The sequence below is a fragment of the Pontibacter cellulosilyticus genome (assembly GCF_014306105.1).
GTDB classification, from domain to species: domain Bacteria; phylum Bacteroidota; class Bacteroidia; order Cytophagales; family Hymenobacteraceae; genus Pontibacter; species Pontibacter cellulosilyticus.
The window spans coordinates 1,483,296-1,499,092 of the sequence record NZ_JACRVF010000001.1 but is presented as its reverse complement, the minus strand read 5'-3'; the positions used below and the strand labels follow the sequence as shown (position 1 = coordinate 1,499,092).

Sequence of the window (15,797 nt, the reverse complement as noted above, 5' to 3'; positions counted from 1 at the left end):
ATAGTTGAGGTTTGTTTACTACTATACTTAATTGTTCATCTCATCAAGCACAACCTGTACATCCTCTACAGTTAAGGGTTTATGGATAAAGCCATCTATCAGCTCGTAATCTTCAGACTTCTTAACATCTGATGTGTCAAGTGATGAGGTCAAGATGTAAATATGAGATTTGCCCAGAATTTTCTCTTTATAAGGCTCCAACGCTTCCAAGAACTGCCAACCATTCATCGCGGGCATGTTTAGGTCAAGAAATACTATATCGGGAAGTTCTTCTCGGCTGGTTTGTACTATATCAGCCAGTGCTACCTCAGCAGATGCGTATGATCGGGTAAGACTAGGAAGGCCGGCCTCCTGTAGTACCCTCTCAGTTAAAAAGTTATTAATATGGTCGTCGTCGATACTGTAAATTTTCATAGGGCTTGTAGCATGATTTAACTTTTAAGCCAGCCACACATTGCTTATGGCCTATAAGTTGAGCTGCATTTATGTATGAGCTAATCTTTGTTAATGAGTAATCTTAGCTCATGTTTAATTTGGGAATAATTGTCAACGCTATCATTAAAGAAGTTTTTGGCTAGAAGACTATTCTATAGTTGTTAAACGTGAAGTAGAATTTAACAAATAATATATTATTGACTATATATTGTACATTATATAGTATTCTTTCTGTTGGTGGTGTATACTTAATTAAGTATAAAGGGTGATGGAGGACAGAATCTCATTTGTAAATTTTAAATAAGAAAGTGCTGAGCTATACAATCCTTTCAAAGTATAGAAGCCATTTTGCAGTAATGTAAGAACTTTAGCCGTTGGAGTTGTGGTGATTATTCTATCATCTTCTTTAGCTTTTATACAGCAAAATACTATAATCATTTTACTGTATGTTTAGTGGCTGCCGCGCTAATGAAGGTTTGTAAGGGAGTGGTTGGAGGAGACAAAAAACAAAAAAGCCCTGCAAGTTATACTTACAAGGCTTTATGTGCACCCGAGAGGATTCGAACCCCTAACCCTCGGAGCCGAAATCCGATATTCTATCCAATTGAACTACGGGTGCAGAACGTGTGCAAAAATAGAAACAATGCCGATAAAAGGAAACATAGTCTCAAAAAAAGTATCAGTTAGTTTATATTTTAAGCAGCTGTACAATACATGGAGGTAAAAAGTAAAACAATACTAAGCTTACTTCTGTTAAGTAGTATTTAATAGAATCTAAAACAGAATACTGATATACTATGGAAAAATTGTATACGGCAGAAGTAACTGCCACAGGAGGCCGCCGTGGCCATATTGTGTCTTCGGACGGGGTATTGGATATGCCGCTGTCGTTGCCGGAAGGACTGGGAGGGGAGAAGGGTAAGACTAACCCGGAGCAGCTGTTTGCGGCAGGTTATGCCGCTTGCTTTCAGAGTGCATTATTAGTAGTGGCCGGAAAGCATCACGAACGACTAGATACTGAGTCTACTGTTAAAGCACATGTAGACCTGCTGAAAGGTGAAAATGGCAAGTATGGATTAGGTGTGAAGCTGACAGTTGATCTGAAGGGCTTAGATAAAGAAAAAGCCCAGCAGATGGTAGACGAAGCACATCAGATATGTCCTTACTCTATAGGTGTTCAGGGCAATGTAGAGGTGCAACTAGAGGTAGTGTAGAATATAGAGTGGGTTGAAACGCTGTTTGTTTCGTTATTTCCTTCTAGCATAAAAACAGAAAAGGCTGCCAATTACGGCAGCCTTTTCTGTTTTTATATTTAAGCGATTAAGCTCCTACTTCTGCTAAAACCTGCTTTACTTTGTCAGCGGCTTCTTTAAGCGCAACTGCAGAGTATACTTTCAGGCCAGACTCGTCGATGATGCGGGCACCTTCTTCAGCGTTTGTACCCTGAAGGCGAACGATGATCGGAACACGGATGTCGCCGATGTTTTTGTAAGCCTCAACCACACCATTAGCAACACGGTCGCAACGAACGATACCACCGAAGATGTTAATCAGGATAGCCTTTACATTCGGGTCTTTCAGGATAATGCGGAAACCAGCTTCTACAGTCTGTGCGTTTGCCCCACCACCTACGTCAAGGAAGTTAGCAGGCTCACCGCCAGAAAGTTTGATGATATCCATGGTAGCCATAGCAAGACCTGCACCGTTTACCATACAGCCTACGTTACCGTCAAGCTTTACATAATTCAGGTTAGAAGCGCTAGCCTCAACCTCCAACGGATCTTCTTCAGAAGTATCGCGAAGGGCAGCAAGGTCTTTGTGACGGAACAATGCGTTATCGTCAAGATCTACTTTTGCATCTACAGCAAGAATCTTGTTGTCTGATGTCTTAAGAACAGGGTTGATCTCAAACATAGAAGAGTCAGTATCAACGTAAGCTTTGTAAAGGTTAGTGATGAATTTTACCATCTCCTTGAAAGCCTCACCCTGTAAGCCAAATGCAAAAGCGATTTTGTTAGCCTGGAAAGGTCTTAAGCCAGTAGCCGGATCGATCCACTCTTTGATGATCTTCTCAGGGTGCTTCTCAGCTACTTCTTCGATGTCCATACCACCTTCAGTAGATGCCATGATCACGTTTCTGCCTTTCGCACGATCCAACAGGATGCTCAGGTAAAACTCCTTCGGATCAGACTCGCCTGGATAGTAAACATCCTGCGCAACCAGAACCTTCTGTACAAGTTTTCCTTCTGGGCCAGTCTGGTGTGTTACCAGTGTCATACCCAGTATGTCGTCAGCGATCTGCTTTACCTGCTCCAGGTTTTTAGCTAGCTTTACGCCACCGCCTTTACCACGGCCACCCGCATGAATCTGTGCTTTGATCACATGCCAGCCTGTGCCTGTCTCTTCAGTCAGTTTCATGGCAGCTTTTACCGCCTGGTCTGGAGTTTCGGCCACGATGCCCTCTTGTATGCGTACGCCGTAGCTTTTTAAAATGTCTTTAGCCTGATATTCGTGTATGTTCATGCTTTCAGTTTTAATGGACGCACGAAAGTACGCCTTTATCCCCTTAAATTCAAGTAAAGCTTTTTTAAAATATAAGCCCATCGCAACTGCTATACTTTAAATCAAGGGAGTAATGTGGTTTGCAACGTAAGTTGCACAATTCAAGTATGAAAAGATATTCAATAGTTTATACTTGATACTCTATAGTATGGCAGATTTGTCTTCTTTTGCGAAACGTGTTGCTCTTGCGGCTTTTATAATATTACTGATAGCATCGGCATTTTATATGCTCGGTAAACATGGATACTTCTTTTTATTAGTATTTGCCGGAGTGTTGCTGGCTGTTCTGTTAAGCGGAATTGCTGAGTGGTTTGAGAATAAGCTGCACCTTAAGCATGGGCTGGCACTTTTTCTGGCTGTGCTCCTTTTCTTCGGTGTTTTAGTAGGTGCGTTTTATTTTATTGTGCCTACTGTTAGTAAACAGATACAGGAAATGCAGCAAACACTGCCTTCGGCTATTAGAAAAATACAGGACTGGCTGCAAGGGTTTGGAGTTGGGCAGAAGCTGATGAACAAGGTGCCGCAAAATATGAGTGATCTACTCCCTCAGGACCAGAGCATCTTTTCTAAGTTCAGCTCTATTTTCTCTGCCACGCTTAGTGTACTGGCTGATATTGTGATTGTTGTTGTTACTGCTATATTTTTAGCTGCTAATCCTAAGCTTTATACAGTTGGTTTCTCCAAGCTTTTTCCGATACGGCATCGGTCCAGAGTAATGCAGGTGCTGGGCAAGTGCTATAACACACTAAAACTCTGGTTGCTTGCTATGCTGTTGGCCATGACGATAATTGGTGTGAGTACGGCGATAAGCTACAGCTTATTAGGATTACCTCTTGCCCTGGCTTTAGGCATTATCACGTTCTTGCTTGCATTTATACCGAATATCGGCCCTTGGCTTGCGGCCATTCCAGCAGGGCTTGTAGGACTAACCGTAAGTCCTCAGATGGCTTTGTATGCATTGTTACTCTACGGAGCGATACAAATGGTGGAAACGTATGCCATTACACCCATTATCTTTCAGAAAACAGTAGACCTGCCGCCGGCTTTGTTGCTATTCTTCCAGGTGTTGCTGGGCATACTGCAAGGTGCCATTGGCTTACTTTTGGCAGCGCCTTTGCTGGCAGTTGTAATGGTTGTAGTAAACGAATTATATGTGAAAGATGTGCTTGAGAAGGGACAAGTACAGCCATCCTGAAAGATCGATGCTAAGAGCAATCATACTTTAAGCTGATACACTACAAAGCTTGCTTTATAGGAAAGATGATGCCCAGTTCAGGTTAAGTAATTATTTTGTAGATTTGGCAGGAAATTCGCCAGATTAGGTGCAAACAAACATCAGAAAGTGCTGCAGGTAACAAACATCCATAAAAAGTACGGCTCGCTTCAGGTACTGAAGGGAATTGATTTAGAAATTGGAGCAGGAGAGGTTGTGTCTATTGTAGGTGCCTCGGGTGCCGGCAAAAGCACGCTGCTGCACATATTAGGTACCCTGGATACAGCTGACTCGGGTGAGGTAGTTTTTGATGGAAAGAACATTGCCCGAATGAGTGCCACCGAAATGGCCCGTTTCCGGAACAGGCACATTGGCTTTATCTTTCAGTTCCATAACCTGTTGCCAGAATTTACAGCCCTTGAGAACGCCTGCCTGCCCGGCTACCTGGCAGGCCGACCTGAAAAGGAGGTACAAGAGCAAGCTGAACAACTCCTAGGTATGTTAGGCTTATCGCACCGGCTTAATCACAAGCCTTCCGAGATGTCGGGTGGCGAGCAGCAGCGTACAGCCGTTGCCCGTGCGCTTATTAATTCTCCTAAAATAATCTTTGCCGACGAGCCAAGCGGTAACCTCGACTCTAAAAATGCGCAGGAACTGCACGATATTTTCTTCAGGCTTCGCAATGAGTTCAACCAGACCTTCGTGATCGTTACACACAACGAGCAGCTGGCAGGTATGGCCGACAGAACACTGGTGATGAAGGATGGACAGATCGTATCTGAAGTAACCATCTAAAGAATTCAAAATTTATAAGTGTGGTCAAACCACCCCTGCCCTCCTCAACTAAGGAGGGGAGTTTTAATTACTTTCTTTTCTGCCATCACAACAGTACAGGACAATTCTAATTTTCATCTAAGAAAGAACTTGGCAGAAAGAAATGTGTGCAAAAGCTACAGAGTTTTTACTTAAGATAAAGAAATACAGGAGTTTTCCTCCTTAACTAGGGAAGGCCGGGGCAGTTCTACATGATGCTACAAACAATCCCATCCACTATTTCATCTTTCAACTTTCTGCCTTACTACCTATTTACTTCTTAACTTTTCTACCCCTAAACTCTTCACTCCCAAGTTCGTACCTATACTTTACCCTTTGCTCAATTTTTAGCCATTAGCAGCTGCAGGAGTAGGGTAGTAAAAAGATTAAAAAATATTTTGTAACACATTGATAATCAATGATATAAAATACATAATTTTTGTAATTTTTTGCACTATTTATGATGCCGCTGTGTTTGATATATGTACAAAACATGAAAGCTAATAAGTATTATGAATCAACCAGTTAAAGAGACGAAGGTGCAGAAAAAAGCCAAAGTTGAGAGCTATGATATTGCCAAGTCTGATGAGACACTTCACTTGGCTGTTGACTTAGCTAAGTTTATTAAGGAGAACCGCTTATACCAGAATATACAAGGCAAAGAGTATGTAAACGTGGAGGGCTGGCAGTATGCCGGATCTCGTTTGGGTATTCTGCCGGTGGTAGAGCATGTGGTTAACATCAGCACCGACGAAGAAATTAAGTATCAGGCAAAAGTTAATTTGCTTGACCTGCGCAGTCAGCAGATAGTTGGCGCCGGCTTTGCCATCTGCTCTAACAAAGAGCAGGGCAAGAAGTATTACCAGGAGTTTGCGATTGCAAGTATGGCACAGACAAGAGCCATTGGTAAAGCATACCGTAATATTTTAGCCTGGGTAATTCGCGCTGCCGGCTACGAGCCAACTCCTTCCGAGGAAATGGACTACGGCGGAAACGAAACTGCTGCTAAGCCAGCTGTGCCAACTGAGAAAAAGGCTACTATGAAATCGGCTACAGCAACTCCGGCTCCTGCAACTGCTGAAATAACTGAGGAGCAAAACGCCAGCGTGCGCTACGCTTCTGCCAAGCAGAAAGAGGAGATTATTCGTTTGCTGAACAACCCGACCATTACGCGCCAGGAGAAAACTAAAATGTTGCTGAACATCAACCGTTTTGATGAAGAGCGTGCCGCACAGGCCATCGAGAAACTGAAGAAAGTGATCGAGGATCGTGAAGACGGCCAGTCTGCAGCAGCATAATTTTATATACTACTAGCAAAAGCCTCTGCTTTTAAAGCAGGGGCTTTTTTTTGTTCCGGCAGCACGATAAGCACACTTACAGATTAGTGCAACAAACTTTTATACTTACCTGCATAGATATGCTGACTTCTGTCGGCTATACTTTATCTTCGCTTTGAAAAAGCGCTTAACCTTTGCAAGACATCCACCACATCCTTAAAACCTACTGGGGCTATGATCAGTTCAGGCCGCTGCAGGAGGATATTATCCGTTCGGTACTGGGCGGGCAGGATACGCTGGCGCTGTTGCCAACAGGTGGAGGCAAGTCTATTTGCTTTCAGGTGCCGGCCATGACGATTGATGGCCTGTGCCTGGTGATTACGCCACTGATTGCCTTGATGAAAGACCAGGTGGAGCAGCTGAAGCGAAGAGGTATTTCGGCGGTGGCTATCTACTCAGGCATGAACCGACGCGAGATAGATATTACGCTGGATAACTGCGTGTATGGCAGCGTTAAGTTTTTATACTTGTCGCCGGAGCGTTTGCTAACCGATCTGTTTCAGGAGCGGGTAAAGAAGATGAAGGTTGGTTTGCTGGCTGTAGACGAGGCGCATTGTATCTCGCAATGGGGTTATGATTTCAGGCCAACCTACCTGCAGTTGGCTGAGCTCCGGACCATACTTGCCGGTGTGCCTGTCATTGCGCTTACCGCAACGGCCACAGAGCCTGTAAAAGCTGACATCCAGGAGAAGCTTAACTTCCCAAAGCAAAATGTTTTTCAGAAGAGTTTTGCCCGTGCCAACCTTTCTTACTCCTGCCTTTACACCGAAGAAAAAGTTACCCGCCTGCTCGAGATTTTGCAGCGCATGCAGGGGCAAAGTATAGTGTATGTGCGTAGCCGCAGGCAGACAGTAGAACTGGCTAAATTCCTGCAGAGCCGCCGCATTTCGGCAGCCGCCTACCATGCCGGTTTAAAGTTTGAAGAGCGTAGCCAGGTACAACAGCTCTGGATCGAGGATAAGGTTCGGGTAATGGTGGCTACCAATGCCTTTGGTATGGGCATCGATAAGCCCGATGTGCGACTGGTAGTACATCTGGACCTGCCGGAGAGCTTGGAGGCGTATTACCAGGAAGCAGGCCGTGCCGGGCGCGACGAGAAATACGCTTATGCCACCATACTTTACGGTCCTAACGATACGACCGAACTGCTGCAGAAAGTTGAGGACGCACACCCGCCTGTTGAGTTTATCCGGAGAGTGTACCAGTGCCTTGCTAACTACTATCAGTTGGCAGTGGGCAGCGGCCTGCTCAGTAGTTTCGATTTTGACCTCGCTGATTTCTCCAAAAACTACAAGCTGCAGCCTTTGCAGGTGCACCACGCTATAAAACGACTGGAGAGTGAAGGCTACATTCAACTAAACGAAGGATACTACACCCCGTCCCGTTTATACTTTACTGTTGAGAACATTGCCCTGTACGAGTTTCAAATAGCTAACCCAAAGCTGGATAAGCTGATACAGGCTTTACTAAGAACCTACGGCGGGGAGGCTTTTGTGAACTTTGTGAAGATATCGGAGCCGAAGCTAGCAAAGCAGCTTAACATACCGGAGCAGGAGTTGCGCAAAAAGCTGGAGTACATGCAAAAGCTGCAACTGCTGGTATACGAGCCGCAGCACGATGCCCCTCAGGTAGTATTTAACAAACCACGCCAGGATGCCACTACACTTGTACTGGATACCGCTAAACTTAACCAACTGCGGGAGCGGGCACAGGTGCAGGCAAAAGAAATGGCCTATTACGTCGAAACCTCTAACCGTTGCCGCACACAACTGTTGCTGGAATACTTTGGCGAGGTAAACGACAAAGCCTGCCGTATCTGCGACTACTGCCTGGCAGAGCGGAAGAAGGAACGGGAAGGGCAGGAGGAGAAGCAGTTAAGAAGTAAGCTGTTAGAACTACTACAGGTAAAGCCATACTTGCCAAAGGAGTTGGTACAGCAATTTGAACCGAAGCATCATGAAACAGTTACAGAACTACTTCGTGGCATGCTGGACCTCGGAAGTATAAAACAACTCGAAAGCGGGAAACTGGTATCTGCCTGATATCCGAGCAAAATACTTTTATACTTCTGATCACTACTGATGCCGCCGCTGGCCTCCATATGGAATGGCTACACTTAATTTTATAAGTAGGCTTGCAACCATTCTGCCCGTTTGGGTATCTTCTCTTCATGTTCCGATCAAAAACCACTCAACTATGAAAAAGAAACTTACACGTGTGTGGAGCTCAGGGCAATTTGTTCTGCTTGCACTTTTTACAACATTATTTCTAAGCGCCTGCGACGATATCAACTGTATAAAAGGCGAGGGCCCTAGAGAGACTCGAACTTTAAACCTGCAGCAGTTTAAAAGTATAGAGGCTAACGGAAGTTTTAAAGTATACATTACTCAAGGCGCCACACAGCAGGTAGAGGTGAAGGGGGAGTCCAACATTCTGGACCAGCTTAACACCAGCATTAGCAACAACACCTGGAAAATAGAGCACACGAGCTGTGTAAGAAGAAGCAATGATGTTGAAATATACATTACCATGCCTGTTGTAGAAAGTCTGCTTTTAAATGGCTCCGGACGCATAAAAGGCCAGAATGCTTTGACAGCAGCTGATTTGCAGGTAACACTTAACGGGTCTGGTAAGATAGAGCTGAACGCCTCTGCTGATCAGGTGATAACGCGATTAATTGGCTCCGGGGAGATTGTTTTAAGTGGGGCGGCGGCACGGCATAGTGTTAATATATCTGGCTCAGGAAGGACAGAGACATTTGGCATGCAAGCCAATAACGTAACAGTAAATTTATCCGGTTCTGGTGTAGCAGAGGTGAATGCTGTTAGTGCTTTGGCTGTAGAGATTTCGGGAAGTGGGAATGTGTATTACAAGGGCAACCCTACTGTAACTACAACTGTAACTGGCTCAGGTAAAGTTGTGAAGAAGTAACAATGTTCGTCTTCTTTTTTTAGCCAGTGCAGAGGCTATACTTAGTGACAGGCTATAAGAAAATCATCAACTCAAAAGATTATAAACCAAACGCCTCCAAAGTATAAAAGAGCTTCGGAGGCGTTCGGTTTTTCATACTATCGTTGAGCAAAGAATGAGTTTATACTTTTGTAAAGATCCTGTATTCCGGCTGGTTCTGTTGTATTTATCATAAACACAAAAGACTCTTTGGTTTCCGGGTCGTAATAAACCTGTGCTAAGTAGCCCGGAAAAAAGCCGCTATGGCCATAAAGTGTTTTTCCGTTCAGGTTATACTTCATAAGGCCTAAGCCATATTCTGCATTAATTTCTGGAGCTGGCAATGTGGCTGTGTATTCCGCAAGCAGTTCTTTACCAAAAACTTTGCCTTCAAATATAGCAATCATTAATCTCGCCATCATTACTGGCGAATAGGCATAGCCGCCGCCGGTCCACTCAAACTGGAGATTGTAGCGCGACTTGCCATCTTTATCCAGCGCCGGGCCAGTGAAATCTACTGGGTCCTTTTCCCCGGCATAGCCGTTTGCCAGACCAGATATAGTGCGTTTAGTGGTCGGGACGAAAGTCTTAATGTTGTTGGGCTTCAGTATATTCTGCTCAGCATAAGTATAAAAGTCCTGGCCAGACACCTTTTCAATAATAACTCCAAGTATAAGGTAATTGGTGTCGGAGTAGGCGAAACCCTGACCACAGCCAAACTTCGGAGGAACGGCTGTGATGTACTTTACCTGCTCCAGTGGTTGCCATACTTTATCAGGATCTTGTTTTACGTCTTCTTTAAAGTTTGTGAAAATATAGCGGGCCAGGCCGGTGCGGTGCTGCATCAGGTGCCTAACTGTAAGGCAATCATAGTTAGGAATAGCCTCTGCCCACTCACCTTTCAAGTATTTGCTCACAGGGGCATCCAACTCCAATTTCTTTTCCTGAACCAGTTTGAGCGCCGCCGCTGCCACTACAATTTTGCCGGTGCTGCCGCTTATCATAAGCTGGTCAGGTTTTAAATACTGTTTTGTAGCAGTGTTTGTGTAGCCTAAAGCTTGTGAAATGTTGTGTTGGCCATTTGAGTAGCCAATCAGAATGCCCGGGTAAGCCTTTTCGTGAAAATGTTGGAATAATTGCTTCTGTAGAGTGGCTGTGCTTTGTGCAACCGCAGAAAAGCAAACCAGCAGTACTAGCAAGAGTGTGAAGTAGTTACGTTTCATAGTTTTAGGTTTTCAGAAGTATAAAAGTAAACATTTTATACTTTAAGCCATCGATACTTTCCTGCTTTTGTATCTCAACCCAAACGCAGAAAAAAATCCCCTGCCGCCAGAAGCAACAGGGGATCCGGAATTGATTAGCTAAGTGGTTTATTTGTTTTAAAGTGTGTTTGTTGTGCTAAGCAGTAGCGGACAAAGTATGAGCTTTGATCACAGAGTCGGAGAAGCGCTCCATCTCCTCTAACTGCGGACTGCACTGCAGCAAGAAGAAGTCAACACCCACAGCCTCGAACTCAGCGATCTTGTCCTGCACCTGAGCCGGTGTGCCAACCAAACCAGAACGTAGGCCACGGTTAGATACAGAGTATTCCTGTAAAGAGAGCTGCCCCTCTAGCTGGGTGCCGGCTAACCACTGCTGGTAGTTCTCAAATCCGGCGGCAGAGCTTTTTACGTCAGTAATTCGAGTGAGCTCTTTCTGCACTTCCTGCTCAGTGTCGCGCACGATGCTGTAGGCTGCCACACCGAACTTCATAGGAGGCAGGCCAAATGCTTCTCTGCGTTCTCTCATGTTCGAAATTCGCTTGCCGATGAGCTCAGGGGAATCTCCGTGCATTACATAGCCATCGCACTGGCTGGAGATAAGCGTTTTAGCTGCTTCAGATTCCCCGCCAGCGTAAATAAAAGGCTTCTTAATTGGCTTGGGCTGTAGAATGTTATCCTCTACGTTGTAGTAGTTGCCGCTGTAAGAGAAATGATCCTGCTCCCATACGTTCGTTACTACATCAAGCCATTCTTTTGTGCGGGCATAGCGATCATCGTGCTGCTCAAACTGGATACCATACTTGGTAGCTTCGTCGCGCCACCACGACGACACAACGTTAAGCGATAATCTGCCACCACTGATGTTAGCAATGTTTGCTGCCTGCTTGGCTAGTATAGCCGGATTGTGAAACGTAGGACGAACTGCTACCATTATTTCCAGCTGTTCGGTAACGGCAGCAAGAGCCGCGGCCGTAGACCAGGCATCCAATGAGGGCGCCTCTTTTCCTTTTATATCGTTCAGGTAAAGCTCTGCAATAAGCGATAGGCTATAGCCCCATTCTTCGCTGCGCTGCGCCAGCTTTTTCACATAGTTCCAGGATGTGTCCATGCCTTCGTCGGGCACGTTGCGGAGCCATCCTCCAAAAACAGGCAACCAATATCCGAATTCCATTATTTTACCTCCTCCAGTTTAAGTTGAGCCTTAGTTTCCAAAAATTCTACCAAGCGTGCATGCGGGTTAAAGCCGATCACGTTCACGGCATCTGCCACAAAGTTTGAGAGTGCGTTCACATCGTAGTAGTACAATTGCCCGTCCCGGTCGTCAACCATGTACTCAATGCCACCCACGTCAATACCGGCTTCCTGCACGATCTTTTCAATGGCATCAATCACATCCTGCGGTGGCGTATAGGCCTCTACACGCATACCGTTCTTGGGGGCATCAATAGCGCAGGCGTTGCGCACCAGCTCTTTACCGCCTGTTGTCTGGCATATGTCGGCAGGGCAGAGGTTAAAGCTTTCGCCGTCGGTGTATACTTTAATGGCATATAAGTACTTGCCACCTAAGGTTTCTACGCGAGTAATATGGCCATCGCGGGCGGTGATGTACTCCTGCACCAATGCCGTATGATCAATGCCTAGGTTGATCTGGTTCGTAGAAACAGCCAGTGCGAGTTCCTCTTGTGAGTCGAAGCGGGTGATGCCAGCGCCGCTGCCGCCGATATTTGCCTTAACAACAATTGGGTAGCGCAGACCATTTGCGGCAGCAATGGCTTGTGAGGCATGGTTAATCACTCTTGACTTTGGATAGGGCAAACCCAGTTTCTCCAGCAGGCTTATTTGCAGCGCTTTAGAGGTCTCGTACTGGAAGGCTTTGTAGCCGTTTACCACCGGAATTCCTTTGGACTCCAGGTGTGCCAGCAGGCTTAATGTATAGAAAATGCCGTTCTCGTTGTTTCGCAGGTAAGCCGATGGGCTCATGCGGTTAAAGAACAGGCTGTACGGAATGTCCTGTGCCGCAATGTCGTAAGTGTGGCGGGCAGCATCTAGTCGAACATATGGAATTTCGTTCTGCTCCAGTTCATTGAAAAGCGGTTTGAACCACTCCTGGTGCTCATGGAAAATAGCAATTGGTTTTACTATCGTAGACATAGTATTTCTGATTTAAAAGTATAAGTATAGCCAGACAGGTGAGGACAGGTAACCTGAAATGGCAATGAAAAAGACTTGAGAATTAGAGTAGGGCAGGAGCCGGTATAGCCAAAAGTATGGATACAGCAACCCCTGAAGCTTTCAGGTATGGATACAGAAAGCCCGTGCTACTCAGTAGACTGCAGCAGAAGTATAATGCACCGAGGTGCTACAAAAAGCTTATACTTTGCCCAGCTGTGTTAGCAGCAACAGCAACAACAACAGAAATGTGAAGTGTGTAAAGTAGTGCCGATAATCGATCGGTTGAAAATGTTTGCCTGTGCGGCAGCAAGTTGAGATGCTGAAATTTTCATTTTTGTGAATTTATATCCCCTAAATTTTTTAGGCAGGAATTAGCACCTTGTTTTTAAACTGGTTGCTAGAAGTTCACAGAGCCTGTTCTCTCCCTTCTTCTTTATAAATCAAATCCTGTGAGGGTAATTGACTTTACGGTTACAAAGTTTGCACCCGAATTTTACAATTCCAAATTTTCAACTAAAAATAATGTAGGTACATAGAAGGGGAGGGTGAAACTACTTCTTCAGCAGTACCGGATCAAATCACCCCTAACCCCTCCTTATCCAAGGCGGGGAATCAGGCATTACTCCTGCAAAAGCAAAAGTGGTATAGCTGCTGCACAACCTCCCTTCATACAAGATCCTTTGTAGGATGACCATAAAGAGAGCCTTTGCTATTGCAATAGCAGACGAAGTGGTAAGTACAGTTCCCCGCCTTGGATAAGGAGGGGTTAGGGGTGGTTGGAAAAATATTGAGATCAGCAAACACTCCCTTCGCGACTATTACCCTCTCCGCAAAGTATATAAGTATAAACTCTCCACCTTCTCACGAGCCCATGGCGTCTTACGCAGAAATGTTAAGCTGGACTTTATACTTGGGTTGCTCTTAAAACAGTTGATGTTGATTTTCGTGCTCAGGTGTTCCCAGCCATAATAATCCACGAGGTGCTCGAGCATCATCTGTAGTGTTACGCCGTGCAGGGGGTTGTTTTTTTGTGCTTCTGCCATAGGTTGCAAAGGTACGTTAATGCTGCTATTTTATACTTGCAGCCTTACCAGATTAGTTGCTTACAGGAGGTATAAATGTTACCTCTACAATTAAACCATCCTTTACTCGATAAACCGCAATGGCATCGGTGCGGGGCTGGCCTTTAGTGCGCTGTACTTTCTCCTGGTCTATCACCACCTCGCCGGCAACAATACGGTTTACGATTTCGCAGTGCAGATCGGGAGTGGCAGCAAACATGGCACCGTAGCGCTTTTTCAATTCATCGCGGCCCTGGTAAGTAAGCACGCCCGGCTGGCGGTATACTTTCACATTCTCGCTAAAGGCACTGGCAAACTTTTCGATGTCGCGGCTATTATAGGCCTCCAGTTGCTGCTTAACGGGAGCCAGTAAGGCCTCGGTATTCTGGTTTTGCTGGCTGTATGCTGTCATGCCAAGAAGTATGAATAGTGCTGTAAGTATAACTGATTTCATCTTTTGCTGTAGAGTGTTTCTTCCTGGTGCAATTTAGGAAATTCTGAATTAGAAGTTCCAGCCTTCCAGTACAGACACCATTCAGCTGTCTTCCCGTATACACCTCCTATGTTAGAAGAACTCATCATTCGTACGCTCTGCGATACGCTACCATCCACACCTGCAGACGCTGTATTCCTCTTCGGCCAGACAGAGGATAACCAACAGTCTGTTTTTGCCTCATCTGTATACTTACTAAGCAACAAACTGGCTAAGAAAGTGATGTTTCTGCAAGCAGAGCCTATGAGTGGCTACCCCGGCTTTGATGCATGGCATAAGGAGTTGGAAAAGCTTGGCGTAACGCAGAAAGAAATAGAGCCTGTGCCGGTTGCCGCAGATACCACCAGCCTGAACACACGAAAAGAGGCACAGGCCGCTATCAAACATGCCAGAGAAATTGGGTATAAAAGTATTATTGCCTCAGCATCGCCGTTTCAGCAGCCACGCGCTTTTATGACGGCCGTAACAGCTGTAAACGACTTTTACCCTGAGCTTAAAGTGTATAGTTACCCAGGAAGAAACTTGTCGTGGTGCGAAAAAGTAACGCACTCGCAGGGCAAAGTGCATGGCACGCGTGCCGAATTAATTGCCGGCGAAATGGAGCGCATCCATAAGTATGGATCCATGGGAGACCTGGCGAAAGTGGAGGAGGTGCTGGCTTACATGAATAAGAGAGACCGTAGTATTTCAATTTAGAAAATCAATAAAAAAGCAGCCCCACCTTTATCAAGACGGGGCTGCTTATGTTTGTGTTTAAGTTTTTAACTACTTTTTCGGCTGCTGGTAGGCGTTGTTCTCCCACAGCACTTTGCCGTCTTTTCCTTCGATCTTAATACCTGCAAATTCTTCTTTGTTGCCGAAGAAGGCGCTGTTCGGTTCTGCTCTGCCCAGCAACATACGGCCTCCTTCATAAGCTATCTGCATACCTTTGGTACCATCCTCCAGCAGGAACAGGTGCAAGGCTTCACCTACTTTTGGGTCGTCCATGCCAAACACAACGCGATAATCTCCTGCCTGTGTTTTAGAGATGCCGAGGCCGCCACGCTCAAAGCCTTCATCATCATTGAAAGAGAAGCCAGCGGCTTTCACGATACGTTTGCCTGTATTGGGGTCGCCAACATTTTCGCCCAGCACCAGTTTGTCGTAACCTTTTTCATTCAGGAAGATAATGCCGTTTTCGCCGTGCTCGTAAGTTGCGTAATCCTTCATGTACTTTTCACCGCCAAAGCTTTTAGCCCAGGTTTCGCGCACCTTGTCCGGGTTGGTTCTTACCCTGTCTTTTGATGGAGGGATGGTGGCTCCGATCAGAATCCTGTCGCGGCCCATGCTGTCTTCGATCACGATTCCTTTTGCCCGAATAATATCAGTCTTACGGCCAGACATGCTCAACATCATAAAGGCCATAAAAAGGCTGCTGCTTACAACCGCATAATACTTTAGCCAGTTAAGCTGGCGTTTTACTTGTGTTAATTCTTTTTCCATAGTTGTAGAAGTATAGGT

General features: G+C 45.5%; 16 protein-coding genes, 1 tRNA gene and 1 riboswitch. Of the genes, 8 read left to right on the top strand and 9 right to left on the bottom strand.

What is annotated here, in order from left to right:
* Positions 1-27 precede the first annotated feature (27 nt).
* Together H8S84_RS06400 and H8S84_RS06395 are read right to left on the bottom strand one after the other, a co-directional pair.
* Positions 28-414 carry a response regulator gene (locus tag H8S84_RS06400; RefSeq protein WP_187066408.1) on the bottom strand — a complete coding sequence of 129 codons (387 nt, stop codon included), beginning with the start codon at positions 412-414 and terminating at the stop codon, positions 28-30.
* 566 nt (positions 415-980) lie between these two features.
* Positions 981-1,054, bottom strand: a tRNA-Arg gene (locus H8S84_RS06395).
* A 178-nt stretch (positions 1,055-1,232) separates the two neighbouring features.
* On the opposite strand from H8S84_RS06395, the gene H8S84_RS06390 reads away from it, so the two are divergent.
* Complete coding sequence (locus H8S84_RS06390; protein ID WP_187066407.1) at positions 1,233-1,649, top strand: organic hydroperoxide resistance protein; 417 nt, start codon at positions 1,233-1,235, stop codon at positions 1,647-1,649.
* 106 nt (positions 1,650-1,755) lie between these two features.
* Here the strand turns inward: H8S84_RS06390 and sucC are convergent, their stop codons facing one another.
* Positions 1,756-2,958, bottom strand: a complete 1,203-nt coding sequence (gene sucC / locus H8S84_RS06385) for an ADP-forming succinate--CoA ligase subunit beta (RefSeq protein WP_187066406.1) — start codon at positions 2,956-2,958, stop codon at positions 1,756-1,758.
* 187 nt (positions 2,959-3,145) lie between these two features.
* On the opposite strand from sucC, the gene H8S84_RS06380 reads away from it, so the two are divergent.
* The 5 genes from H8S84_RS06380 to H8S84_RS06360 all read left to right on the top strand — a co-directional run bounded on the left by H8S84_RS06380 (position 3,146) and on the right by H8S84_RS06360 (position 9,291).
* Entirely contained in the window at positions 3,146-4,192 is a 1,047-nt protein-coding gene (locus H8S84_RS06380; RefSeq protein ID WP_187066405.1) for an AI-2E family transporter, read from the top strand.
* A 147-nt stretch (positions 4,193-4,339) separates the two neighbouring features.
* Positions 4,340-5,005: an ABC transporter ATP-binding protein gene (locus H8S84_RS06375; RefSeq protein ID WP_187066404.1), complete on the top strand. Its 666-nt coding sequence runs from the start codon at positions 4,340-4,342 to the stop codon at positions 5,003-5,005.
* Positions 5,006-5,535: 530 nt separating this feature from the next.
* On the top strand, positions 5,536-6,321 hold the full coding sequence (locus tag H8S84_RS06370) for a hypothetical protein (RefSeq protein WP_187066403.1): 786 nt from the start codon (positions 5,536-5,538) through the stop codon (positions 6,319-6,321).
* Positions 6,322-6,494: 173 nt separating this feature from the next.
* Positions 6,495-8,402, top strand: coding sequence for a RecQ family ATP-dependent DNA helicase (locus tag H8S84_RS06365; RefSeq protein WP_187066402.1), 1,908 nt, complete (start codon positions 6,495-6,497; stop codon positions 8,400-8,402).
* 154 nt (positions 8,403-8,556) lie between these two features.
* A complete protein-coding gene (locus tag H8S84_RS06360) occupies positions 8,557-9,291 on the top strand; it encodes a head GIN domain-containing protein (RefSeq protein WP_187066401.1) in 735 nt (244 codons plus the stop codon).
* Positions 9,292-9,428: 137 nt separating this feature from the next.
* Here the strand turns inward: H8S84_RS06360 and H8S84_RS06355 are convergent, their stop codons facing one another.
* The 3 genes from H8S84_RS06355 to H8S84_RS06345 all read right to left on the bottom strand — a co-directional run bounded on the left by H8S84_RS06355 (position 9,429) and on the right by H8S84_RS06345 (position 12,722).
* Complete coding sequence (locus H8S84_RS06355) at positions 9,429-10,532, bottom strand: serine hydrolase domain-containing protein (RefSeq protein WP_187066400.1); 1,104 nt, start codon at positions 10,530-10,532, stop codon at positions 9,429-9,431.
* A 175-nt stretch (positions 10,533-10,707) separates the two neighbouring features.
* Positions 10,708-11,742, bottom strand: coding sequence for an LLM class flavin-dependent oxidoreductase (locus H8S84_RS06350; RefSeq protein ID WP_187066399.1), 1,035 nt, complete (start codon positions 11,740-11,742; stop codon positions 10,708-10,710).
* Positions 11,742-12,722 (bottom strand): ATP-grasp domain-containing protein, encoded by a 981-nt coding sequence (locus H8S84_RS06345; protein ID WP_187066398.1) that lies wholly within the window; start codon positions 12,720-12,722, stop codon positions 11,742-11,744. Before H8S84_RS06345 ends, H8S84_RS06350 begins: the two co-directional genes overlap by 1 nt.
* 116 nt (positions 12,723-12,838) lie before the next feature.
* On the opposite strand from H8S84_RS06345, the gene H8S84_RS06340 reads away from it, so the two are divergent.
* Positions 12,839-12,994 carry a hypothetical protein gene (locus tag H8S84_RS06340; protein ID WP_187066397.1) on the top strand — a complete coding sequence of 52 codons (156 nt, stop codon included), beginning with the start codon at positions 12,839-12,841 and terminating at the stop codon, positions 12,992-12,994.
* An 88-nt stretch (positions 12,995-13,082) separates the two neighbouring features.
* Positions 13,083-13,185, bottom strand: a riboswitch (SAM riboswitch).
* Between the two features lie 376 nt (positions 13,186-13,561).
* Here H8S84_RS06340 and H8S84_RS06335 read toward each other — a convergent pair.
* Positions 13,562-13,786: a VF530 family protein gene (locus tag H8S84_RS06335; RefSeq protein ID WP_187066396.1), complete on the bottom strand. Its 225-nt coding sequence runs from the start codon at positions 13,784-13,786 to the stop codon at positions 13,562-13,564.
* Positions 13,787-13,838: 52 nt separating this feature from the next.
* A complete protein-coding gene (locus tag H8S84_RS06330; RefSeq protein WP_187066395.1) occupies positions 13,839-14,258 on the bottom strand; it encodes a nuclear transport factor 2 family protein in 420 nt (139 codons plus the stop codon).
* A gap of 108 nt (positions 14,259-14,366) precedes the next feature.
* Between H8S84_RS06330 and H8S84_RS06325 the strand changes: the two genes are divergently transcribed.
* The gene (locus H8S84_RS06325) at positions 14,367-14,993 is read left to right on the top strand and encodes a YdcF family protein (RefSeq protein WP_187066394.1); all 627 of its coding nucleotides are present in this window, start codon (positions 14,367-14,369) and stop codon (positions 14,991-14,993) included.
* A gap of 69 nt (positions 14,994-15,062) precedes the next feature.
* Here H8S84_RS06325 and H8S84_RS06320 read toward each other — a convergent pair whose 3' ends face one another.
* A complete protein-coding gene (locus H8S84_RS06320) occupies positions 15,063-15,779 on the bottom strand; it encodes a hypothetical protein (protein WP_187066393.1) in 717 nt (238 codons plus the stop codon).
* Positions 15,780-15,797: the final 18 nt, after the last annotated feature.